The organism is Pseudovibrio sp. M1P-2-3 (genome assembly GCF_031501865.1).
GTDB classification, from domain to species: Bacteria; Pseudomonadota; Alphaproteobacteria; order Rhizobiales; family Stappiaceae; genus Pseudovibrio; species Pseudovibrio corallicola.
The window spans coordinates 1,301,842-1,323,120 of the sequence record NZ_JARRCW010000001.1 but is presented as its reverse complement, the minus strand read 5'-3'; the positions used below and the strand labels follow the sequence as shown (position 1 = coordinate 1,323,120).

General features: G+C 48.6%; 14 protein-coding genes. 10 read left to right on the top strand and 4 right to left on the bottom strand.

Annotation, left to right across the window (positions count from 1 at the left end):
- Positions 1–75: 75 nt before the first annotated feature.
- From recQ to ilvC, 3 genes are all read right to left on the bottom strand, one after another.
- Positions 76–1,905, bottom strand: a complete 1,830-nt coding sequence (recQ, locus tag P6574_RS05975) for a DNA helicase RecQ (protein WP_310619462.1) — start codon at positions 1,903–1,905, stop codon at positions 76–78.
- Positions 1,906–2,457: 552 nt separating this feature from the next.
- Positions 2,458–5,244, bottom strand: coding sequence for a bifunctional aconitate hydratase 2/2-methylisocitrate dehydratase (locus tag P6574_RS05970; protein ID WP_310619461.1), 2,787 nt, complete (start codon positions 5,242–5,244; stop codon positions 2,458–2,460).
- Between the two features lie 701 nt (positions 5,245–5,945).
- Positions 5,946–6,965: a ketol-acid reductoisomerase gene (gene ilvC / locus P6574_RS05965; RefSeq protein WP_310619460.1), complete on the bottom strand. Its 1,020-nt coding sequence runs from the start codon at positions 6,963–6,965 to the stop codon at positions 5,946–5,948.
- A gap of 496 nt (positions 6,966–7,461) precedes the next feature.
- Here ilvC and P6574_RS05960 point away from each other — a divergent pair, with 496 nt between their 5' ends.
- The 4 genes from P6574_RS05960 to P6574_RS05945 all read left to right on the top strand — a co-directional run bounded on the left by P6574_RS05960 (position 7,462) and on the right by P6574_RS05945 (position 14,220).
- On the top strand, positions 7,462–8,334 hold the full coding sequence (locus tag P6574_RS05960) for an acetoacetate decarboxylase family protein (RefSeq protein WP_310619459.1): 873 nt from the start codon (positions 7,462–7,464) through the stop codon (positions 8,332–8,334).
- Positions 8,335–9,375 carry a ketopantoate reductase family protein gene (locus P6574_RS05955; RefSeq protein ID WP_310619458.1) on the top strand — a complete coding sequence of 347 codons (1,041 nt, stop codon included), beginning with the start codon at positions 8,335–8,337 and terminating at the stop codon, positions 9,373–9,375.
- A 467-nt stretch (positions 9,376–9,842) separates the two neighbouring features.
- On the top strand, positions 9,843–11,045 hold the full coding sequence (locus tag P6574_RS05950) for an efflux RND transporter periplasmic adaptor subunit (protein ID WP_310619457.1): 1,203 nt from the start codon (positions 9,843–9,845) through the stop codon (positions 11,043–11,045).
- A gap of 37 nt (positions 11,046–11,082) precedes the next feature.
- Entirely contained in the window at positions 11,083–14,220 is a 3,138-nt protein-coding gene (locus tag P6574_RS05945) for an efflux RND transporter permease subunit (protein ID WP_310619456.1), read from the top strand.
- A 324-nt stretch (positions 14,221–14,544) separates the two neighbouring features.
- Here the strand turns inward: P6574_RS05945 and P6574_RS05940 are convergent.
- Positions 14,545–15,671, bottom strand: a protein-coding gene (locus P6574_RS05940) for an IS3 family transposase (protein WP_310619455.1) whose coding sequence is annotated in 2 segments (ribosomal slippage) — positions 14,545–15,407 and positions 15,407–15,671 — 1,128 coding nt in all. Because the reading frame shifts where the segments join, the coding sequence is not laid out codon by codon here.
- 43 nt (positions 15,672–15,714) lie between these two features.
- Here P6574_RS05940 and P6574_RS05935 point away from each other — a divergent pair.
- The 6 genes from P6574_RS05935 to P6574_RS05910 all read left to right on the top strand — a co-directional run bounded on the left by P6574_RS05935 (position 15,715) and on the right by P6574_RS05910 (position 21,252).
- Entirely contained in the window at positions 15,715–16,005 is a 291-nt protein-coding gene (locus P6574_RS05935; RefSeq protein ID WP_310619454.1) for an IS66 family transposase, read from the top strand.
- Between the two features lie 88 nt (positions 16,006–16,093).
- On the top strand, positions 16,094–17,038 hold the full coding sequence (locus P6574_RS05930) for a hypothetical protein (RefSeq protein ID WP_310619453.1): 945 nt from the start codon (positions 16,094–16,096) through the stop codon (positions 17,036–17,038).
- Positions 17,035–17,919: a HesA/MoeB/ThiF family protein gene (locus P6574_RS05925; RefSeq protein ID WP_310619452.1), complete on the top strand. Its 885-nt coding sequence runs from the start codon at positions 17,035–17,037 to the stop codon at positions 17,917–17,919. Before P6574_RS05930 ends, P6574_RS05925 begins: the two co-directional genes overlap by 4 nt.
- A 1-nt stretch (position 17,920) precedes the next feature.
- On the top strand, positions 17,921–19,126 hold the full coding sequence (locus P6574_RS05920; protein WP_310619451.1) for a hypothetical protein: 1,206 nt from the start codon (positions 17,921–17,923) through the stop codon (positions 19,124–19,126).
- Positions 19,126–20,235: a GNAT family N-acetyltransferase gene (locus P6574_RS05915; protein ID WP_310619450.1), complete on the top strand. Its 1,110-nt coding sequence runs from the start codon at positions 19,126–19,128 to the stop codon at positions 20,233–20,235. Before P6574_RS05920 ends, P6574_RS05915 begins: the two co-directional genes overlap by 1 nt.
- Positions 20,236–21,252 carry a hypothetical protein gene (locus P6574_RS05910; protein WP_310619449.1) on the top strand — a complete coding sequence of 339 codons (1,017 nt, stop codon included), beginning with the start codon at positions 20,236–20,238 and terminating at the stop codon, positions 21,250–21,252.
- Positions 21,253–21,279 lie beyond the last annotated feature (27 nt).

Here is a 21,279-nt window from a genome sequence, read left to right as displayed (position 1 = left end):
CGGTATCCATAAATAACCCTAGAGGTTCCTCCTAATACTGACAGGTCTAAGCCAACCGGTTCATTTGGGGTTTCCTTATTTATCGCGTATGAGCTCTAAAAAGGCCTCTCCAAACCGTTCCAGTTTCGCTTCTCCAATTCCAGATATTTCCAGCATTTCCCCAAGGCGTTGCGGGCGATCTGTCGCCAGCTCGATCAAGGTTTTGTCATTGAAGATGACATAGGGCGGAACGTTGCGCTCCCGTGCAAATTCCAGGCGCAGAGCTTTCAGCTTGTTAAACAAAGCCCTATCCTCTTCATCCTCGATCTGGGAGGCAGCTGGCGCTTTGCTGCGCCGCTCCAGACGAGCGGAGTTGGCGAGCTGATCCACCTTCAATTTGAGGGTCCGGCGCTCGCGCAAAAACTCCATGCCCATTGCCGTCATTTTTAAAGAGCCATGTGCTTCATGGTCAGCATAGATAAGGCCAGCTGCGAGCAGTTGTCTGGCAATTGCGTTCCACTGAACCTTGGTGAATTCACCGCCAATATTAAAAGTAGAAAGGGTGTCATGCCCGCGGGAGATAATCCGTTCATTGGTATTGCCAAGGAGAACATCAATCACATAATTCGCTCCAAACCCCTGTCCGGTTCGCAATATACAGGACATGAGCTTTTGCGCCGCAATTGTACCATCCATTGTCTTTGGAGGGGATAAGCAGGTATCGCAGTTACCACAGGGCTCACATTCATCGCCAAAATACCGCAGCAGGACCGACCGGCGACAGGTGGCAGTTTCACAATAGGCAAGGAAAGCCCGTAGTTTCTGCCGTTCAATCTGTTTTTGATTATCGGGCGCTTCGCTTCTGTCGATCATCTGGTTCAGCAGCACAACATCCTGCATGCCATAAACAAGCCAAGCTTCCGCAGGCAGACCATCGCGGCCAGCGCGGCCAGTTTCTTGATAGTAAGCCTCTATATTCTTTGGCAGATCCAGATGCGCAACAAACCGCACATTGGGCTTGTCGATCCCCATACCGAACGCAACCGTGGCCACCATAATGAGACCTTCTTCTTTGATGAAGCGGTCCTGATTGGCACCTCGTACACTATTGTCAAAGCCCGCATGATATGGCAGCGCATCCAAGCCTTCTGACACAAGCCATGCTGCGGTCTCTTCCACCTTCTTGCGTGAGAGGCAGTAAATGATGCCGCTTTCCCCTTGTGGCCGTTCTTTCAAAAAACCAAGGAGTTGACGTTTCGGGTTACTCTTGATCCCAACCGTATAAGTGATATTCGGGCGATCAAATCCAGAGGAGATCAAGCGCGGCAGGTCAAGGCGATCTTGAATATCCTTGCGGGTCGGCTCATCAGCCGTCGCTGTCACCGCAATACACGGTACGCCCTCAAGCCGCGCCCGTACATTGGTCAGCTCACGGTATTCCGGGCGAAAATCGTGCCCCCACTGGCTGATACAATGGGCCTCGTCAATGGCAAGCAGCGCAACCATGTTGCGCGCGTTCAACTCTTCCAAGAGGCTGACAAATTCCGGACGAACCAACCGCTCCGGTGCCACATAAAGCAGATCGAGCTCGCCAGCACGCAAAGCCCGATAGGCCTCCTGAACTTCATCAAAGGACAGTGCAGAGTTGATGGAGGTGGCCTTCACGCCCAGCTCCCTCAATGTTGCAATCTGGTCCTGCATGAGCGCAATCAAGGGAGACACAACGATACCCACACCGCGGCGGCACAATGCGGGGATCTGATAGCACAAGGACTTCCCCGCCCCTGTTGGCATCAAAACACAACAGCTCTCACCGGAAAGAACACTCTCAATCACGGTTTGCTGGTTGCCGCGAAAGGCGTCATAGCCAAAGATCTTTTTCAAAATATCTTTTGGCGCTGCAATTATGTCTTGTTCAAATTTCACGTTCGGGTGCACTTGTCTTGTATTTCGGGGGCTTTTGCCAAGTTCCAACTATTGGGACAATATAGCCACTGAGTAAGCAGAATTATTCCCAGTGCTGCACAGCTAATTCAACTCTTCCCCATTCCATCCCCTGTAAGCGGCTCAAGAACTTGAACTCACTTCAGGGCTGGATTTGCCACTTAAGTCCATTGACCGGAGCGAGATCGAATACCAAGTTGCATTATTTGGAACCTACAGGAAATCTCTTTCTAACTCAGATGGAACTGGACCCCGCATCAAGTTCGGGAGACATCCATGGTTCCTCTTATTGCTGACTGGCAGAATGACTTTGCCTTGTTGTTTCCAAGGCATGAGCGGCAAGGATTTAAACTGCTTTGAACGGCAATGTTACAACTGTTTCAATGTTGAAAAATGAGCCTGCGCTTTGGGGAGCTATCTCGAAGAAACAGGTAGAGGCTGATTGGTATTTAAGAAATGGTGGTCACTATTTGTCCCCGCCGTGACGAAGGACGGTGGTAAGATAGTGACCACCATTTTTGTTATAAACTTCTCTTAGAAGTGGACTGACTTAGTGTCCAAAGGCTTCTGGAGAGGTGGGGCGAACTTGGTGAGGTTGATGCCTTCTACCGCTGCCTTGTACTCGTCCATGTTTGGTGTACGGCCAAGGATTGCGGACAAAACCACAACCGGAGTAGAAGCCAGCAGGGACTCGCCTTTTTTGTCGGAAGCATCTTCCACCACACGGCCTTTGAACAGGCGGGTAGAGGTTGCCAGAACGGTATCGCCTTTTGCTGCCTTTTCCTGGTTACCCATGCAAAGGTTACAGCCGGGACGCTCCAAGTACATAATGTTTTCGTATTCGGTACGCGCAGTTGCTTTTGGCAGTGCATCGTCGAATTCGAAACCGGAGTACTTTTGCAAGATCTCCCAGTCGCCTTCTTCCTTCAGCTCATCAATGATGTTGTAGGTAGGCGCAGCAACAACAAGCGGTGCATTGAACTCAACCTTGCCGCCGTCTTTTTCAAGGTTCTTGAGCATCTGGGCAACGATTTTCATGTCGCCTTTGTGAACCATACAAGAACCAACGAAGCCCAGATCAACCTTCTTGTCGCCGCCGTAGTAGGAAACAGGACGGATTGTGTCGTGGGTATAGCGCTTGGACACATCGTTGTTGTTCACGTCAGGATCAGCAATCATCGGCTCATTGATCTGGTCCAGATCAACAACAACCTCTGCGAAGTACTTGGCGTTGTCATCCGGTGTCAGCGCTGATTTCTCGCCAGACTTGATCTCGTTAATCCGCTTGTCCGCTTTTGCGATCAAACCTGCCAGAACCTTGCCATCGTTGTCCATGCCCTTGTCGATCATGATCTGGATGCGGTTCTTGGCCAACTCGAGAGAGCCAATCAAGGTTTCATCGTTGGAGATACAGATGGAGGCTTTTGCCTTCATTTCTGCAGTCCAGTCGGTGAATGTGAAGGCTTGGTCTGCCAGCAGTGTGCCGATGTGCACTTCGATGATGCGGCCCTGGAACACGTTGTCGCCATGCTGCTTGAGCATCTGCGCCTGTGTTGCATGCACAACATCGCGGAAGTCCATGTGATCCTTCATGGTGCCCTTAAAGGTCACTTTCACGGATTCTGGAACCGGCATGGTTGCTTCACCGGTTGCCAATGCAAGTGCAACAGTACCCGAATCTGCACCGAATGCGACGCCTTTGGACATACGGGTGTGGCTGTCGCCGCCGATTGTGATGTCCCAGTCGTCAACAGTGATGTCGTTGAGCACCTTATGGATCACGTCTGTCATGGCGTGATAGACGCCTTTAGGATCGCGTGCGGTGATCAGGCCGAACTTGTTCATGAATTTCATGAGTTTAGGAATGTTGGCCTGCGCCTTCAGGTCCCAAACAGAAGCTGTGTGACAACCGGACTGGTACGCACCGTCAACAGTTGGAGAGATGACGGTTGCCGCCATGGACTCCAGCTCCTGAGATGTCATCAGGCCAGTGGTGTCTTGTGAGCCAACAATGTTCACCTTCACGCGAACGTCGGACCCGGCGTGCAAAGTTGCGCCCGGTGTGGTGCCAACGGCGTTGCGGTTGAAGATTTTCTCAACGGCGGTCAGGCCCTGACCTTCAACGGAGATTTCTTTGGAGGGTGCGAAAGCGGATTTCAGCTCAATGCCCAGTGTTTCAGAAGCAAATGTCTGCAGCTTTTTACCGAACACAACAGCGTAGGAGCCGCCTGCTTTCATGAACTCAACTTTTTGAGGTGTGAAAGCGGAAGAAATGTCGACCAGCTCTTTATCACCGTCATAAAGCTTCTTGGTTTTGGTGTTGATGGTCAGCACCTTACCAGTCTCAACAGAGTAAGCCTGCTCCAGAACCGGATCACCATTTTCATCCAGAACTGCCTTGCCGTCTGCATCCAGCTTCTTGACCCAGTTTTTCAGGTCAAGACCGATACCGCCAGTCACGCCAACAGTGGTCAGGAAGATTGGAGAAATGCCGTTGGTGCCTGCAACAACCGGTGCGATGTTCACGAAAGGAACATACGGGCTTGCCTGCTTACCCGCCCACAGCGCAACGTTGTTGACGCCGGACATACGGGAGGAGCCAACACCCATGGTGCCTTTTTCCGCAATCAGCATCACGCGGGCATCAGGGTTTGCTTTCTGCAGCTCCTGAATTTCCGCCTGTGCTTCAGGGGTGATCATGCATTTACCATGCAGTTCACGGTCTGAGCGGGAGTGCGCCTGATTGCCCGGAGAAAGTAGGTCGGTGGAAATATCGCCTTCACCAGCGATGAAGGTAACAACCTTGATCTCTTCTTCAACATCTGGAAGTTTGGTGAAGAACTCGGCCTTCGCGTAGCTTTCCAGAATGTCTTTTGCAACAGCATTACCGGCTTTTAAAGCAGCAGCAAGGCGGTCTGTGTCCGCTTCGTACAAAAAGACCTGTGTTTTGAGAACGTCAGCTGCTTTTTGTGCTGTGGACGCATCATCACCCAGAGCCAGATCAAGCAGGACCTCAACAGAAGGGCCACCCTTCATGTGAGAAAGCAGTTCAAACGCGAAGGCTGGAGTAATTTCCTCAACAGCTGCTTCGCCAAGAATGATTTCTTTAAGAAACTTCGCTTTTACACCCGCAGCGTTGGTTGTGCCCGGCAACGTGTTGTAAATGAAGAACTGGAGCGAGTCTGCTCTGTGTTCGTTTTTCTCGTCTTTAATTTGAGAAATAAGCTCGGCAACCAGCGCGCCATCTTCAATCGGCTTGGGGTTCAAACCCTGGGCTTTGCGGTTTTCAATTTCTTCTAAGTAGTCAGTGTACAAGCTCATGATTATCCTGGCGAATTAGTGTTAGATGTAGCTTGGACGCTGGGTCGTAATAAGGATTAAACGAGCCAGCATAAGTTTGTTGTATGCGGATGTATACCAAACGAGAATGGCTTGCAAGATGTTTCAGGCGTGTAGAGCATTTCAACATCCTCTGTGCCAGTCTAATCTTAATAACTGGTATGCACCCGTTATCAAGTTGCAATAAATTATCAGGAAACGGGATTTAGCACCGCATGGGATCCATGCAGTGGGCGCGGTGGGGCTCGTTAGTAACGAGTGTGGCAAGGTGGGCAGGCCATTGCCTGCGCATTGATAATATAAATGTTTCTTCGGCTCTGGCTTTTCCGCCTTGCCCGGGATTGTTTTATGCGAAATATCGGGGTAACCAACGGCAGTCGAAAGTGCAGTTTCCTGCCGCTGCTCTCGAAAGCCGGGGGGGCTCCTTGCATCCGCCAGACCCTACAGCAAAGCCTGAACATATTTCACCGGGCGCTTTGAAGATGCGTTACCTCCCCAAACAGCCCCATCCCGACCCATAACTTGACGACGGACGGTCCGCCGCTGCCCGTTTTTATGGGTACGAAAAGAATGATAAATCAAGAATGCTGGAGGGGGATAATTTGTGGGCGGGCAAACTAGAAAAAAAAGCGAAAGCCCGTCATGTTTAACGGGCTTCAGTCAGTTTAAAGGTTCGCCTTTGACTAGTTTTTGGTGCGGTCAACAAGTGCGGAAGATTTAATCCAAGGCATCATTTCACGCAGGGACGCGCCCACGGCCTCAATCTGGTGTTCGTCTTTCAGGCGGCGCGTTGCTTTGAAACGGGCCTGACCTGCCTTACACTCCTGCATCCAGTCGGAGGTGAACTTGCCACACTGGATCTCTTCAAGGACACGCTTCATTTCCCTTTTTGTTTCAGGAGTAATAATGCGCGGACCAACCATATATTCCCCCCATTCGCAGGCGTTGGAAACAACATAGTTCATGGTGGAAAGGCCGCCCTCATAGATCAGCTCTATGATGAGCCTCAATTCATGCTGGCACTCGAAATAAGCGATTTCAGGGGCGTAACCGGCTTCAACGAGGGTATCAAAGCCCGCACGGATAAGCTCGGCAAGGCCACCGCAAAGGACAACCTGTTCACCGAAAAGATCACTCTCACACTCTTCGCGGAAAGTTGTCTCAATGATGCCGGAGCGGCCACTGCCAAGAGCGGAGGCATAAGAAAGCGCCAGATCCTGCGCGTTTCCGGAGGCATCTTGATAAACCGCGATCAAACTGGGAACACCGCCACCTTTGAGGAACTCATTGCGCAGCGTATGGCCGGGGCCCTTTGGGGCAATCATAACCACATCAACGGTGGGTTTGGGCTGAATAAGCTCAAAGTGAACACTGAAGCCATGGGTAAAAGCGATTGTGGCACCATCGCGGATATTATCTGCAATACTGTCCCTGTAAATGTCGCCCTGTAACTCATCGGGTGTTACCATCATGAGAACGTCCGCCCACGGGGCAATTTCTGCGGCGGTTGTGACTTCAAAGCCATCAGCCTTTGCTTTCTTAATTGTGGCGGAGCCCTCCGGTAACGCCACAACCACCTCTTCAACGCCGCTATCCCTCAGGTTTTGCGCGTGGGCATGCCCCTGCGCCCCGTAACCTATGACTGCTACTTTCTTGGCTTTAATCAGGTTGAGATCGGCATCACGATCATAAAATACACGCATGGGGCATTCCTTTCCAAGTTTCAAGCTGAGCTAATGATTGGCTGTGCGTTGTCTTGCTCATTCCTTTCCGGCAATCGTTCGATGATGACGTATTCTTCCGGCGAACTCTTTTTTAGCTGATAAGGCTTGGGCCTATGGGTCTCAAACCAAGGGGCCATTGCCTCCGGTTGAATATTGGTAGCGTCATCTGGCGTTTTGCTTGGGCTGCTCTGTGAGCGGGGGCATGCCAGCAGGTACGTTACGGCTGGTGATGTATGACCCAACCTAGTACCGTACCGTACGGTACTAGGTGACTATTCCCTTATCTGGTCAAAAGAAAGGCAACTTCAAAATATGAAATGTTTTTGGGTGGGTTGGACGGCTTCTCTTTGCCGGAATGGTTAAACGCGTCAGGCGTGTACTTGTAATGTGTTTACATCCTAAGTTAGTTTGTGGGCGCAAAAGGATTCTATTGGTGCTTGTTAACCAATAAAAATATAAGAGCGAAGAGGCGGGAATGGACGTAAACCTGAACATCAAGGAAGAGTTACTTCCAAATGAAGAGCAATTTAAGAATAGCTTCTTTAGCAGGTTTGACCTTCGAGAAAGAGATGAACCGCTTCAGCTGAATGATAGCATAGCCAAGGACTACCGCTTTCCCACGTTTTATGCCGATTCCAGTTGTGCGATTGCCATCTTCCATTGCGACTATGAAGCCGCAAAGGCAATAATGCCTCACCCAAGTATGGAACCGGTGAAAATGACTAAAGGGAGATCTCTGGTCATTTTCTCTTGTTATGAATACCGCAATGTCATGAACGTGGCACCCTATAACGAAATTGCTGTGACGATACCCGTGATATGTGATGGCGCACGGAATATCCCCATCCTGACAATGCTCCGAGGCGATAAGCACGAGAAGTTCGGGTACTACGTTTTTCATATGCCCGTAACATCTCTGGAAAACCGTATTCGGGGCCGCAAGATTTGGGGCCTTCCAAAAGAGGTCGAGAAAATCGACATCCAAAGGCAGGGCGGAATGTGCAATGTTGCCGCCTCAGTAGACGGTCAGGATCCATACCTTCGCCTTTCAATTCCAACGGGCGGCAAGCCTCAGGATTTTGATGTTCGCTCCAACCTCTATTCCATTCTTGGAAACCAGCGGTTGACCAGCCAAACGCAGTTTAAAGGCACTTTCAATCTCACCAAAGGTTTTGGGACGCTGTTCAAAAGATCATCGACGGCTAACGGGGCCGCGATCTCTTTGGGACAAGGTCCGATTGCAGATAAGTTGAGGGCCTTGAAGATTGAACAGAACGCCTTCCAGTTTCGCAATGCGGACACAATGAACGCCTGCTTTGATCTGGCCCACGATTCCATGGAGCTCTAGATGTCTAAGAAAAATATCCTTGTCTTTGGAGCGGGTGCCATTGGAACAACAGTTGCCGCGTGGCTGGGTGAGGCCGGACACGCTGTTACACTGTTTGACAAGCAAGCCGTTGCAGACACCATTAACGCGCAAGGTCTTTGCGTTTACTGGGGTGAGCAGAAAGACGTTCCTTTTAAAATTAAGGTACCTGTGCTGCATGATCTGGAGGATGTGAGCCCGCCTGATCTGATCATCATATGCGTAAAGAACTACAGTCTGGATGGGGTCTCAAAGGCACTTCTAGAAAAGTTCGGGGCTAATGTTCCGGTACTTGGCCTGCAAAACGGGCTTGAGAATCAGGAGATTTTACCCAAATACTTCACTCGGGTTCTTTATGGGGTCGTTTGCTATAACGCTTGGGTTGACGGCGCCGGTATTGCAGGTTTCCAGAAAAAGGGCCCAATTGCCATTGGCCACAACGGCGGAATACCGGAGCAAGATGTTGCTGATATCGTATCGGCGCTCAACCAGGGGGTGGAGAGCTTTTACTGCAAAGAATATCAGGACGCCGCTCATTCGAAAATTGTTATCAACCTTGTAAACTCTCTCACCACGTTGGTGGCGCTTCATGAAAACGACCTTTCAAAAAGCGTCGCGTTTCAAAAACTTCTCACGGGCATGACCTATGAGGGTATGAAGGTGATGAAAGCTGCAGGATATAAGGAAAGCAAGCTGGGCGGCATGCCAAGCTGGCTGCTTATTACTGCCGCCGGTGTCCTTCCCAGCTTTATGACCCGTAAGCCTTACTTGAAAAACCTCAAGAAAATGGTGGTCTCCAGTATGGCGCAGGATATCATCTTGAATGGTGGTACAACTTCCGAGCTGGAAACAATCAACGGCTACGTTTTACAGCTGGCGCGCCGGCATGGGGTGAAGACGCCGATTAATGACGCTATCTATGAAATTTGCAGGGAAGAGTTCAGCAAAAAACCGTTCAAGTCCGTAACCGTGGACTATATCTGGGAACGGGTATCCTCCTCAAAGGAAGCCAAGGCCGCGTAGTGCCTGACTGGAACAGCTGAGTTTACCACCAACGCTCCTGCCTTTTTCTTTGCGCTTTAAACGTGAATGAGAGAGGCGGGAACAAACAGCACCAGTGCCGAAGCACTTCCCACATGACATCAAACAGTCAGCTCATAGCCGTTCAACCGCAACAGGCTAAAATGGATACTGGCTCACAGCATGAATTTGTATCAATTTGTCGCCTGAGTTTAGCATAGCTTTAAAGCGTTACCATTTTTAAGTAGGGGCCGCTTGAATTCAGGAAGATTTAAGAACAAGCATAGCTGGAGGTTTAGGGTACACTCGTGGCCCTTTGAAAGTGAGCTGGTCAATCTTTCAATTGAAACACTTAGCTGGTTTAATTGAGTTTGCACGTATCTTTTTGGAAAGCCACCAATCAGTTTCCTACGGGCGGGCTGTTAAGTGGACCTCATTGTTATGTGAGCGCGGTGGTTGGAGACTAATTTATGCCATGGTCAAAAAAAACAATATTGCCTTTTGTGCTATTGCTGGGGGTATCTCTGGGAGTTTTTTACCACGCATATCCTGAGTTTGTCAGTTCAAAGTTTCAAGGCGAAGACGACACTCAACTTGCTCAGGCCTCTGTAAGTTCCTCAAAAAAAGGAGCTTCCAGTGCACGGCCAATGGCTGCAACTGCCAGAAATATAATCTTAGAAGCAGCCGATAATCGCATACAGGCCATTGGTACTTCTTACGCGAGTAAAAAAACTACTCTTTACCCGGAGAGTTCAGGCCGTATTTCGAAAATCACCGCCAAGCCAGGTCAACACGTTGAAAAGGGTGATATTCTTCTGGAGCTAGATAACCAAGAGGAAACATTGGCTCTGCGTCAATCAGAGGCCATTTTGCAAGAGGCAAAAGAGCAGGTTCAACGATTTGAAAGTTTGATACAGTCAAAAACTATAACGACTGTACAGTTGAATCAGGCACTCTTGGCGCAAGTTCAAGCCGAAGTGGAAAGGGACCGAGCCCGTCTTAACTTGGAACGGCGTAGTGTCGTTGCGCCTTTTGGAGGCGTTCTAGGTATTATCGACGTGGAAATTGGCGACTATGTTACTCAATCCACCCGTATTGCCTCATTGGATGACCGAAGCCAGCTGCTAATAGAGTTTGTTGTTCCAGAGCGCTTTACCAATAAAGTAAAGCTGGGCTCGCAAGTTGAACTTAGAGCTGAAGCAGTGCCTGACCGTGTCTTCACAGGTGAAACGAGTGCAATAGCTGCCCGTGTTGATGAACTCTCGCGAACCCTCAAAATACAAGCAAGCGTTGATAATGGGGATGGGCTACTTGTAGCGGGTCTCTCATTCGATGTGCGTGTCTTACTTGAGGGTGAGGAATGGCCCTCTGTTCCGTCCCAGGCTCTTCGTTGGGACAATAACGGTGCCTATATTTGGCTCTCGCGACAAGGGAAGGCAACCCGAGAATATGTACGGATCATCCAACGAAATCCGGAAAGTGTTCTGGTAGAGGGCAATATTACGCCCGGTGAAATTGTCCTAACTGAAACCATCCTGCGGATGCGCGAAAATACTCCACTCACGTTAAGTACTGAAGCGGGCCAGGAACTGACAGTTCCTGACAATGACAGTTTAGATAACTCGACGGCAATAGGGAACGTAAACCTAGATCAACAGCGCCCTGCTGGATGAGTGTCTCAAATTAAAACAGCTAAGTGAACCCGTAAAAATGTCGAGTAGAACTCACCCCAAGTCTCCAACTGACCTCAGTGGAATTTATGCACTGTGCGTGCGACGGCCCGTTCTGGCAATAGTTTTGAACCTGCTTCTGGTCGTCGCCGGTATCGCAGCCTTACTTGCTGTTGAAGTCCGCGAAATGCCAAATGTTGATAGGCCTATCATTTCGGTGAGGACAACCTACTCCAGTGCACCGCCTGAAGTCGTCGACGCGAAGGTCACGAGCATTGTCGAAAAAGCAGTGGCAGGTGTTTCGGGAATTCAATCGATATCTTCGAACTCCAAACAAGGCAGCAGCCAAGTTAATGTCGAGTTCGCCGATACTGTTGACTTGCAAGAAGCTGCAAATGACATTCGGGATGTGGTTGCACGACTGGAGAAAGACCTACCAGATGAGTCGGATACGCCCATTGTTATCAAGGCGGATGCTGACGCACAGCCCGTTATTCGCGCTGTCGTCTATTCTGACTCTATGAATATTGGTGAGCTTAGTGACCTGGTCGATAACACAATAGTAGACCAGTTTATTGCCATACCTGGTGTAGCCAGTGTGAGCACATATGGCGCTCAAGATCTCGTCTTTAAAATAGCTGTAGACTTAACAGCCCTTTCCAGCCGTGGCCTGTCTTTGACCGACTTGGAAGATGTTATTTCTAAACTTGCTGCCGATACATCAGCCGGTACGCTCAAAAGTGCCGACAACGAAATATATGTGCGGGCAAACAGCGATATCCAAAGTGCCACCGACATATCAATGGTGAAAATAGACAGCACCACTCGGATAAAGGATGTGGCTTTTGTCAGTTATGGGCCCGAAACAGCAACGTCGCGAGCCTATGTCGGGGGACGGCAGGCAATTAGCCTTGGCATCGTTCGTTCCGCAAGTTCAAATACTATCGATATTGCTGAGGAGGTCCACAAAGTCGTTGCGGATATGCAGAAGACACTTCCAAGTCATGTCCATGTCAAAGTAACAAGCAATGATGCCATCTTTATCGCCAGTGCTCTCAAAGAGGTCCTCTTCAGCTTAACTCTGGCAACGCTCATTGTTATTGGAATTATTCTTCTTTTTCTTGGCTCTTTTAGGGTCACACTTATTCCCGCTGTCACGGTACCGGTCGCACTTGTCGGAGCCGTCATTGGTATCTGGTTTGCCGGGTTTTCAGTCAATATTCTCACGCTGCTTGCCCTGCTACTGGCCACAGGAATGGTCGTTGACGACGCCATTGTTGTTTTGGAAAACATTACGAAACGCGTAGATAAAGGTGAAGGTCCACGCGCTGCTGCCATACTTGGTACTAGAGAGGTTTTCTTTGCGGTTATCAGCACCACCGCAACACTTGCCGCTGTTTTTATTCCTATTTCTTTTCTGCCGGGCACCGTTGGGCGGCTTTTCTCCGAATTCGGTTTCGTCTTGGCCATATGTGTGATGTTGTCGTCTTTCGTCGCCATAACGTTGGTGCCTATGATGGCCTCTCGTATACTAAAGAAACGGGCTCCTCTTGAAACCAGAAAGGTATCCAGCCTATGGCTGGCGATTTCAAGCATTGGGCAAAGTTTGGCATTCGTGTATTCTAAGATCCTGCGTATGTCTTTGAACCATCCATGGACTGCTTTGCTCCTAACATTGGCATTTTGCCTCGCCGGTTATACGCAATATAATAGGCTCCCAAGTGAACTGACCCCGCCTGAAGATCGATCTGTTATACTGATGCGCGTGGAAACCGAGCAAGGTTCCAGCCTGGAGTATACCCGTTCAAAAATCTCACAGGTGGAAGAAGTCGCGAATAAGTACATCGAGAGTGGGGAAGCTGCCACGCTATTAACGATCGTTGGAAGGGGAGGCAGTTCCAGCAGTGGTTTTATGGTAATGCCGCTTGCTCAGTGGTCCGAACGTGACAGGACACAAGGGCAAATTGTTACAGAAATGTCCTCGCAACTGAACAAGATTCCGGGTGTCAGTGTCTATCTCATTCAACCCAATACACTGGGAATCCGTGGTGCAGGTTCAGGCCTAAGTTTTGCAGTGACAGGGACCAACTATGACGTTCTGTCAAAAACTGCAGAGGAAATAGCAGCTGAGATGGAACGCCGCTTCGGGGATAAAATTAGTCGCGTCAGTATTTCCTATGAGCAAACACAACCACAACTTATAGTCAGTGTTGATCGTGAGAGGGCTAAAGATCTCGGTATCTCAGAGGAGTTGGTAGCCAATAATCTGCGCATACTTTTAGATGGCAGTGAGGTTGCCGACCTCTTCATTGAAGATGACGGTATACCAATGGTTATCGAAGCTGGCGGGTTTCCCATTCGCTCAACGCGGGACTTGGAAAATATCTTTATGCGCTCAGGCAACGGGACTATGTTACCTTTGTCTTCAATTATTACAATTGAAGAGGAGGCCGTGGCTCCAACTCTCACTCGAGAGCACCAACAGCGGGCCGTACCTGTTTCCATTGGTCTTAGTGATGACTATGATTTGGCTCAGGCAATTATAGACCTGAACCAAGTTTCTAGTAGTATTCAGCCCGAGGGTGTGCACATTAAACTGCTCAGTGAAGCGGCCCTTCTGGAGCAAACATCTCAAAGTATGCTTCTCACGTTCGGCTTCGCTGTCCTTGTTGTATTCCTTGTACTTGCGGCACAGTTTGAAAGCTTTGTGAGTGCCGCAATAATTTTGGTCACAATTCCTTTCGGTTTGGCCTCCGCCGTAATCGCCATTGGAATAACGGGTGGATCGTTAAATGTTTACAGTCAGATAGGTATTATTCTTCTTATTGGCCTTATGGCAAAAAATGGAATCTTAATTGTAGAATTTGCCAATCAACTCAGAGAACAGGGTAAGTCTATCCACGATGCAGTACATGATGCATGTATTTTGCGTCTGCGCCCTATCATTATGACAGTTGTTTCAACGGTTCTGGGCGGCCTGCCGCTTATCATAGCATTTGGTGCCGGTGCCGAGGCTCGCTCTGAGCTTGGCTGGGTCATTGTTGGCGGCTTAGGATTTGCTACTATATCCACCTTATTCGTGACACCCGCAACCTATGTGTTACTTACCCGTTTCTCCGGTTTGAGACACAAACAGGAAGAGCGCCTTGCCAAAGAAATGCGTGACGCACTTGAATGAGACAAGGCCGCATTCTGCGCTTGACGGTAAGAGACCGGATCAAGCTTACTAAACCACACACCGCAGTTCCTTGAGCCAGCGGTGTGGCAAGGAGCGTATACGCTTAAAATCAAGGTAACTGCCCAAACAAAGCGGACCACTTCAATCAGCGCGAGAGCCTCCATCGCAAATGAGCGAAAGTGTCAGTAAACCTCGTGATTGATGGCTGCCTTTGCTGGTTCGAGCCAAGCTTCGCAGGTCTCCTGCAATAAAATCTTCTCGTAGCGCGATCTCTGAACCCACAATCCCCCTGAGCAGCCCCGTTTGAGTGGTCCGCTTTGAAAGTTAGTGCATGGTTGGCCTTTGGTCTATCGGAATAATGACTTCCGGAACTGGAGGGCGGTAGCCCAGAGCACTATGCGGTCGTTTGGTATTGTAGTGTTTCCTCCAGCGTTCTATGATTATTTGAGCTTCATGTAGCGAGTAGAAGATTTCTCCATTCAATAATTCATCACGCATTCGCCCATTGAAACTTTCGCAATATCCGTTTTCCCAAGGCGATCCTGGCTCAATGTAGGCTGTTTGGGCTCCGACGGATTTGATCCACTTTTGAACCGCCTCCGCCACGAACTCCGGGCCGTTATCTGAACGAATATAGGCAGGTATGCCGCGCAGGATAAACAGGTCCGTCAGCGCATCGATGACTTCGCTCGCATTCAGCTTTCGCTTCACCCGAATAGCAAGGCATTCACGCGTATACTCATCCAAAATATTCAACGTTCTGAATGCCCTGCCATCATCAGTGCGATGATGGACAAAGTCATAGGACCACACGTGATTGCGATACTGTGGCCGGAGACGTATGCAAGACCCATCATTGAGCCAGAGCCGCCCCTTTTTTGGTTGCTTCATGGGAACTTTCAGCCCCTCTCGTCGCCACAGACGTTCAACACGTTTATCGTTCACTTGCCATCCAGCCTCTCGGAGCAAAGCGGCAATGCGACGGTAACCGTAACGGCCATATTGGCGTGCCAGCTCAATCATATCTGCAACCAGCTGATCTTCATCCGCTCGCCCTTTGGGGAAGCGACGCTGTGTGGAGCGATGCTGACCAAGAACACGACAAACACGCCGCTCGGAAACCTTCACCTGACTGCGTATATGGTTAATGCAGGCTCTGCGACGAGCAGGGCTCAGAAGTTTCCCTTTGCAGCCTCCGTAAGGATCAGCTTGTCCAGTGTCAGATCCGAGACCGCACGGCGCAAACGTTCATTTTCTTTCTGCAGCCGCTTCAGTTCCTTGAGTTGCTCCGTACCCATTCCGCCATACTGCTTCTTCCAACGGTAATAGGTTTGCTCGGTAACGCCGATCTGGCGGATCGCATCCATGCGCGCCATTCCTTGCCCCGTCAGGACTTCAACTTGCCGCAGTTTAACGACAATCTCTTCTGGTTTGGGTCTCTTGATTCCCATATCGAGTCCTCCGTTTTCCTAATCATAAACGTGGACCACTTCTTTGGGGGAGGCTCATACCGAGGAACGGCAAGTCGTTCGCCAACAAGATGCAAAACCGGTTCTAGATGAACTGGAAGTCTGGCTGCAAACACAACTCCCAAAGATCTCCAACAAGTTTCCACTTGCTAAAGCGATCCGGTATGCCTTGACCCGTCTACCGAAAGTTCGGCCCTATCTGGATAATGGATTTTTGGAAATCGACATGAGCTATAATCTAACATCGGAAAGTGACTGGGGTGGCTTACGCCCTTTCAAGGCCGCTTTAAAGAAAGTGGTAAAGACATTAGGTTGAACTTTGCATAAAACCCAAGTTAGCACTTCACAATAGAACCTATCTTGCGTTAAGAATTCAATTTTATGTTTCATTTCCGGAGAGTAGATTGCGTCTAAAGTGGCTTCGATTGCTTGCACAAAAGCACATTGATATTAAGATAAACAATTCACCTCACCTGAAGACACGTATTGTTGAGCGCCCCGGCCTTTGGATGACTTCGACCGAGTTAGATCGTTTGCGTGAAGATTTGCATTTAATCGCGGGTAAAACGCTTGATGCAAAAGATCTTGAGTATGGTGTGTTTTCAAAAGACATCGAGATCTTAGAACACGTAGTCATAACAGTGATTTACAGAAGGGCAGATAATCACCCTATCGCCTTTAATGCCCTGAGGTTTATGCCTTGTGACTTGGGTGGGGTAAAGCATGAAGTTTTACACCTTGGATTAGTGATGGTAGACCCCGAGGAGCAGCGTCATGGCCTTTCTTGGGTGCTCTACGGGTTAACATGTTTCCTATTATTCCTGCGAAACCAGTTCCGCCCGCTTTGGGTTTCCAATGTAACGCAAGTGCCTGCCGTTGTTGGCATGGTCTCCAACACGTTTTCTCAGGTCTATCCCAATCCTGGGGAAGGCACCCGGCAAAGCTTGATGCACCTTCTACTCAGTCGATCTATTATGATGAATCACCGCTCTGCATTTGGTGTTGATGAAACAGCGGGCTTCAAGGAGCACGAATCTGTCATAACGGATGCATACACAGGGGGATCTGACAGCCTTAAAAAAAGATTTGTAGACGCTACGTCCCATCGGGATCCGGTGTTCAATGCCTATTGCAAAGAAGTATTGGACTATGAGCGCGGTGACGATGTTTTGCAGATAGGCAAGATCGACCTCGCTGCAGCCCAACGGTATATACGTGACCAAGTCCCACGTAAATCTCTACGTTCATTGTTGACAGCGGCCTGTTTTGTGCTTTTACAGCGCCTATTACTGCCAGTGCTCCACTGGTTTGACAGTTCTCGCAATTGGAAAACACTAAGGCCGCAATGAAAATGCCCCCCCCCTTTGAATATGATGAGTTTACGAAACGTAATCTTGGATTTCTTACGGCTGATCAGCAAAAAAAGCTGGCAGGCGCAACTGTATTTATCTGTGGGGCTGGCGGCATGGGGGGGGCCTGTATCATGTCGTTAGCGCGTGCTGGTGTGGGAAACCTGATTATTGCGGATCTAGATGGCTTTGAAGTTTCCAATTTGAACAGGCAGCTGTTTGCCACGCTCGAAACCATTGATCAGCATAAGGCTGAGGCGACCAAAGAAGCATGCTTGAAAATCAATCCGCGTATTAACGTGGAAGTTTATCATAGAGATTGGCCTGAGCACATTGATCTAATCTTGCAAAAAAGTGATGTGATTATCAATGGTTGTGATGACTTGAGCGGTTCGCTGTTGCTTTACCGGAAAGCAAGGATACACGGCAAAACGATTATTGATGCTTATGCCTCGCCGTTGCCATCCGTTTATGTCACAGCCCCCGGTGATCAGACACCCGAAGAACGGTTGGGTTACCCGACACTTACGACGGAATGGAATGCCTTAAGTGAAGAACAGCGTACGCAGTCATTCTTGCGGGAAGCAGAGCATATTGTCCTACATTCCTCCTCACGGCATTATGTTGATCTTCAGATGGCTGGAGAAGTTGCTACAGGGACGCGAAGTCGCATGTCATTCGCCCCAATGGTGATCACCACAGGCATGTTGATGAGCTATGAAGCCTTCGCAGTTATTTTAGCTCAACCCAGCGCAGTGGACTGCAAAGGTTATTTCTTCAACCCCTATAAGGCATGCATAGAACGTCCTAAACCTGATTGGCTTGCAATTCTATTGCGCCCACTGGTGAGGCGTTTTTTGAATAAAGTGCTGGGAGCGTGAGATGGACGGCACTAATCTTTTAGTAGATAGCGTAATTTCGCTTTCCGCGTTTACTGGTGCACTTGTGTTGATCTCGACACTAAAACAGCGTAGCCACAATGACTATCTCATCAGGCGTTTCTTATGGGTGCTCTATTTGATTTCAGGGGTTATGCTTACCCGAACGATTGAATGGCACACAGGGGTTGCAAGTTTTGCAGTTGTCACGGTGGTAATTGCGAGCCTCATTCCCTTAAGCGTCTTGTTACTCACCGAGGCATTATTGCGCCGACATGCTCCTTTATGGAGTAAATGGTTTATGTCAGTGGGCACAGTGATATTGCTTTTTTTCGCCCTAATACCAGGCACGTTTACCGCTTCTATTAGAACTCATTTCCTTTTTTTACTCCAAGCGTTTTCCTTTGTATTCGCGGCATATTGGGTTGTCATGCGTGACAAAAACTCGTTAAGGGCAGAGGAAAATCAAGCAATTTCACGCCTCGCCTTAGCGCTTATTTTTATACTGCCACTTCTCATTTCCGACTTTGCCAAATTAAACACCCTCTTTCCCGCTCGCCTCTCAGGTATTGCGGTGCTGTTCACATGTTGGTTGACCGTTACGTTAAGTCGAGCGCACTTAAGCCATAAGGATGCATTTATTTCCTTGAGTTTTATGGCCGTGATTACGGTCATAGCGACCTGGAGCCTCAACGTGTTCGTGCCGCTCGCAACAGAAAGTCAATTACAAATCGCAAGTATGATACTTGCATTGCTGATGGTTTTCTCATTGTTGCTTGAAGCTCATTGGAACTGGACTAGCAAACGCAATTTGGGTTTACTGCGCCATGCTGTTGGCGGGTCAATGGACAGTTTAGAATGCTTCCTTCGATTTGAGCAGCCCGGTTCTCCCTTTAGCGCCTCAGTTATTCTTGATCAGAAGGACCTTGAAGAATTTAATCTTGGAATATTGCAAAAAGTCTTTTCCGATAAGGTCGTCCTGCGCAAACCACAAGCGTTGACAAAGGGAGAAGTGTCGGACCCAGATAAAGACCAGATAGACTGGCTATTTACCAAGTATGATGCAACTCATATTCTGTTGATTGGACAGGCTCCCCTTCGGATCCTTGCAGTTAATTTACCAGATATCTCCAGTTCTCCGACTGGAGATTTGGAATTTGTAGTATTTCAGCGTATCGCCTATCTAATTGCTAAAAGTGAATTCGTTTGATGATTACAATAGTTGAAAGAGACATACACTCATTTTTTAAAGTTCCTTTTCACGCTTACCCTGCCCAGTCTCTCTATGTTTCACCAATGAAAAGCGATATCAGTCGCTTTCTGTCTGCTAAGACGAATCCGCTGTTTGAAAATGACGGTGACTTTACTTTTTTCACAGCTATCAAGAACGGGTTTCCGGTAGGAAGGATAACAGCACATATTCACCGAGCCTCGCAGATTCTGCACGATCCGGACCTAGCATATTTTGGCTTTTTTGATTGTGTAAATGATAAGGACGTTGCACGCCTTTTACTCTCAAAAGCCGAAGACTTCGCGCGACAGAAAGGTATGCGGCGCATTTCAGGAAATTTCAATCTGACGGCAATGCAACAGATTGGCATACAAACAGGAGGTTTCAATCATCAGCCTTACACGGACATGGTCTATGGTCCTGATTACCTGCCAGCGATACTTGAGCAAAACGGATATGAACGCTTCTTTCCAATGCAGACAATCGAGATTGACCTAACTGCACTAGATACTTCCAGAATGTCGAGTACACAGAAGCAGCAAACATTATTAAAGCAAGGATTTAGCTTCGCTCCAATTTCCCGAAACAACCTTCACCAAAGGCTGGAGGAAGCACGTCAAATACTGAATGCAAGCTTTGCCGATAATCCGATGTTCGTACCTGTAACCTCAGAAGAATTTCAGTTTCAAGCTAAAGAGATGAAATGGATTATAGATCCGAGAATATCATGTCTTATGCACTATAAGGGCGAACCTGCTGGCGTTGTGATTGCAATACCGGATTTGAATCCGTTCCTTAAAGCAACAAAATCACGTTTACGTTGGTCGACACCTTGGTATTTTTTAAAACATCATATGAATCGAAAACGGGCAATTATCATCTTGCAAGGAGTGCTACCTCGTTTTCAAAATATGGGAGTAAACCCAACGATGCTGGCACACGTCATGAGACAGATGAAACAAGCAGGATATAAGAGTACCGGAGGTACTTGGATTTCTGATAGCAACCATGCCAGCATGAAACAGGTTAAAAAGGCAGGTGGTCAACCACTACATCAGCTCCATCTTTTTTGCAAAGCACTCGCATAAATGGTTCATGTGCTTTCCGACAGTCAATTCAAAGAACTGGTTACTCAAGCAAACTTGGCTCCTACTGTCCATAATGTTCAACCGGCACGGTGGAGACGCTTTTCAACGAAAAGCATCGAGGTGCTAGTTGACTTATCTCGCACATTACCTGCTGCCGATCCTCACTTCATGGATATTGCACTATCTTGTGGGTGTACTATCGAAGGAATGCTCATCGCACTGTCCGGGATGGGTTATATGGCGGACGTGGAACAGATGGTTGATCCTTCGTCTTGGGAACAGGACAAAAACCAGTTGGTTGCAGTCATCAAAATCTCCGAAAAGGGGAGAGGACAAGACCCATTGTATCCCTATACTGCTAAACGTTATACATGGCGCAGCAAATTCCTTCCTTGCCAAAAGGAAAAGCTTGAGGAGCTGCACACATGGGCTGCAACTACGTTAGATACAATCATTGTAAGCGATGCTAATGATATAGCTCAGTTATCAGCGCTGAATGATGAATCCAGCCTTCGGTTTATGAGTGAGGTAGCTTATCGAGCAGAACTGGTAAGCTGGATGCGGTTATGCCGTAAGCACTCTCGCTACAGCCTAGATGGGATGAACCTTGAAGCCATGAACATGACCCGATTTGAGGGCTTTGGCGCAAGCATTGTTTTGGGAGCAACTGTGTTTCCGCTGTTGCATTTTCTCGGGCTAACCAAAATTCTTCTTAGTGAGAAAAAACAGACAACCAGCGCCAGTGCGATAGCGCTCTTTCATAGACCTGCAGACGAAAGTTGCGTAGCCTCGGGCCGTGCTTTTTATCGTTTTTGGTTACTACTTACAAAATTTGGCTTCATCTGTTGGCCCATGGCTGCACTGGCAGACAATAAGAGTACCAACGCGGTGTGCTGCAAATCATATGGTGTCCCTGATGATCACCGTTTCATTAACGCACTAAGATTAGGCAAAGCACCAGATCAGCCATCAGCGCGTGCTCGAGTTCCAGTTACTGAACTCATCTGTGAAGAGTAACATAGAAGGGTGGCTTATTCTCCAGCA

Bases quoted from the DNA above. Each gene is read 5' to 3' on its own strand.
- P6574_RS05970 (WP_310619461.1), bottom strand. From the start codon at position 5,244: ATGAGCTTGTACACTGACTACTTAGAAGAAATTGAAAACCGCAAAGCC.
- ilvC (WP_310619460.1), bottom strand. From the start codon at position 6,965: ATGCGTGTATTTTATGATCGTGATGCCGATCTCAACCTGATTAAAGCC.
- P6574_RS05960 (WP_310619459.1), top strand. From the start codon at position 7,462: ATGGACGTAAACCTGAACATCAAGGAAGAGTTACTTCCAAATGAAGAG.
- P6574_RS05955 (WP_310619458.1), top strand. From the start codon at position 8,335: ATGTCTAAGAAAAATATCCTTGTCTTTGGAGCGGGTGCCATTGGAACA.
- P6574_RS05950 (WP_310619457.1), top strand. From the start codon at position 9,843: ATGCCATGGTCAAAAAAAACAATATTGCCTTTTGTGCTATTGCTGGGG.
- P6574_RS05945 (WP_310619456.1), top strand. From the start codon at position 11,083: ATGTCGAGTAGAACTCACCCCAAGTCTCCAACTGACCTCAGTGGAATT.
- P6574_RS05925 (WP_310619452.1), top strand. From the start codon at position 17,035: ATGAAAATGCCCCCCCCCTTTGAATATGATGAGTTTACGAAACGTAAT.
- P6574_RS05920 (WP_310619451.1), top strand. From the start codon at position 17,921: ATGGACGGCACTAATCTTTTAGTAGATAGCGTAATTTCGCTTTCCGCG.
- P6574_RS05915 (WP_310619450.1), top strand. From the start codon at position 19,126: ATGATTACAATAGTTGAAAGAGACATACACTCATTTTTTAAAGTTCCT.
- P6574_RS05910 (WP_310619449.1), top strand. From the start codon at position 20,236: ATGGTTCATGTGCTTTCCGACAGTCAATTCAAAGAACTGGTTACTCAA.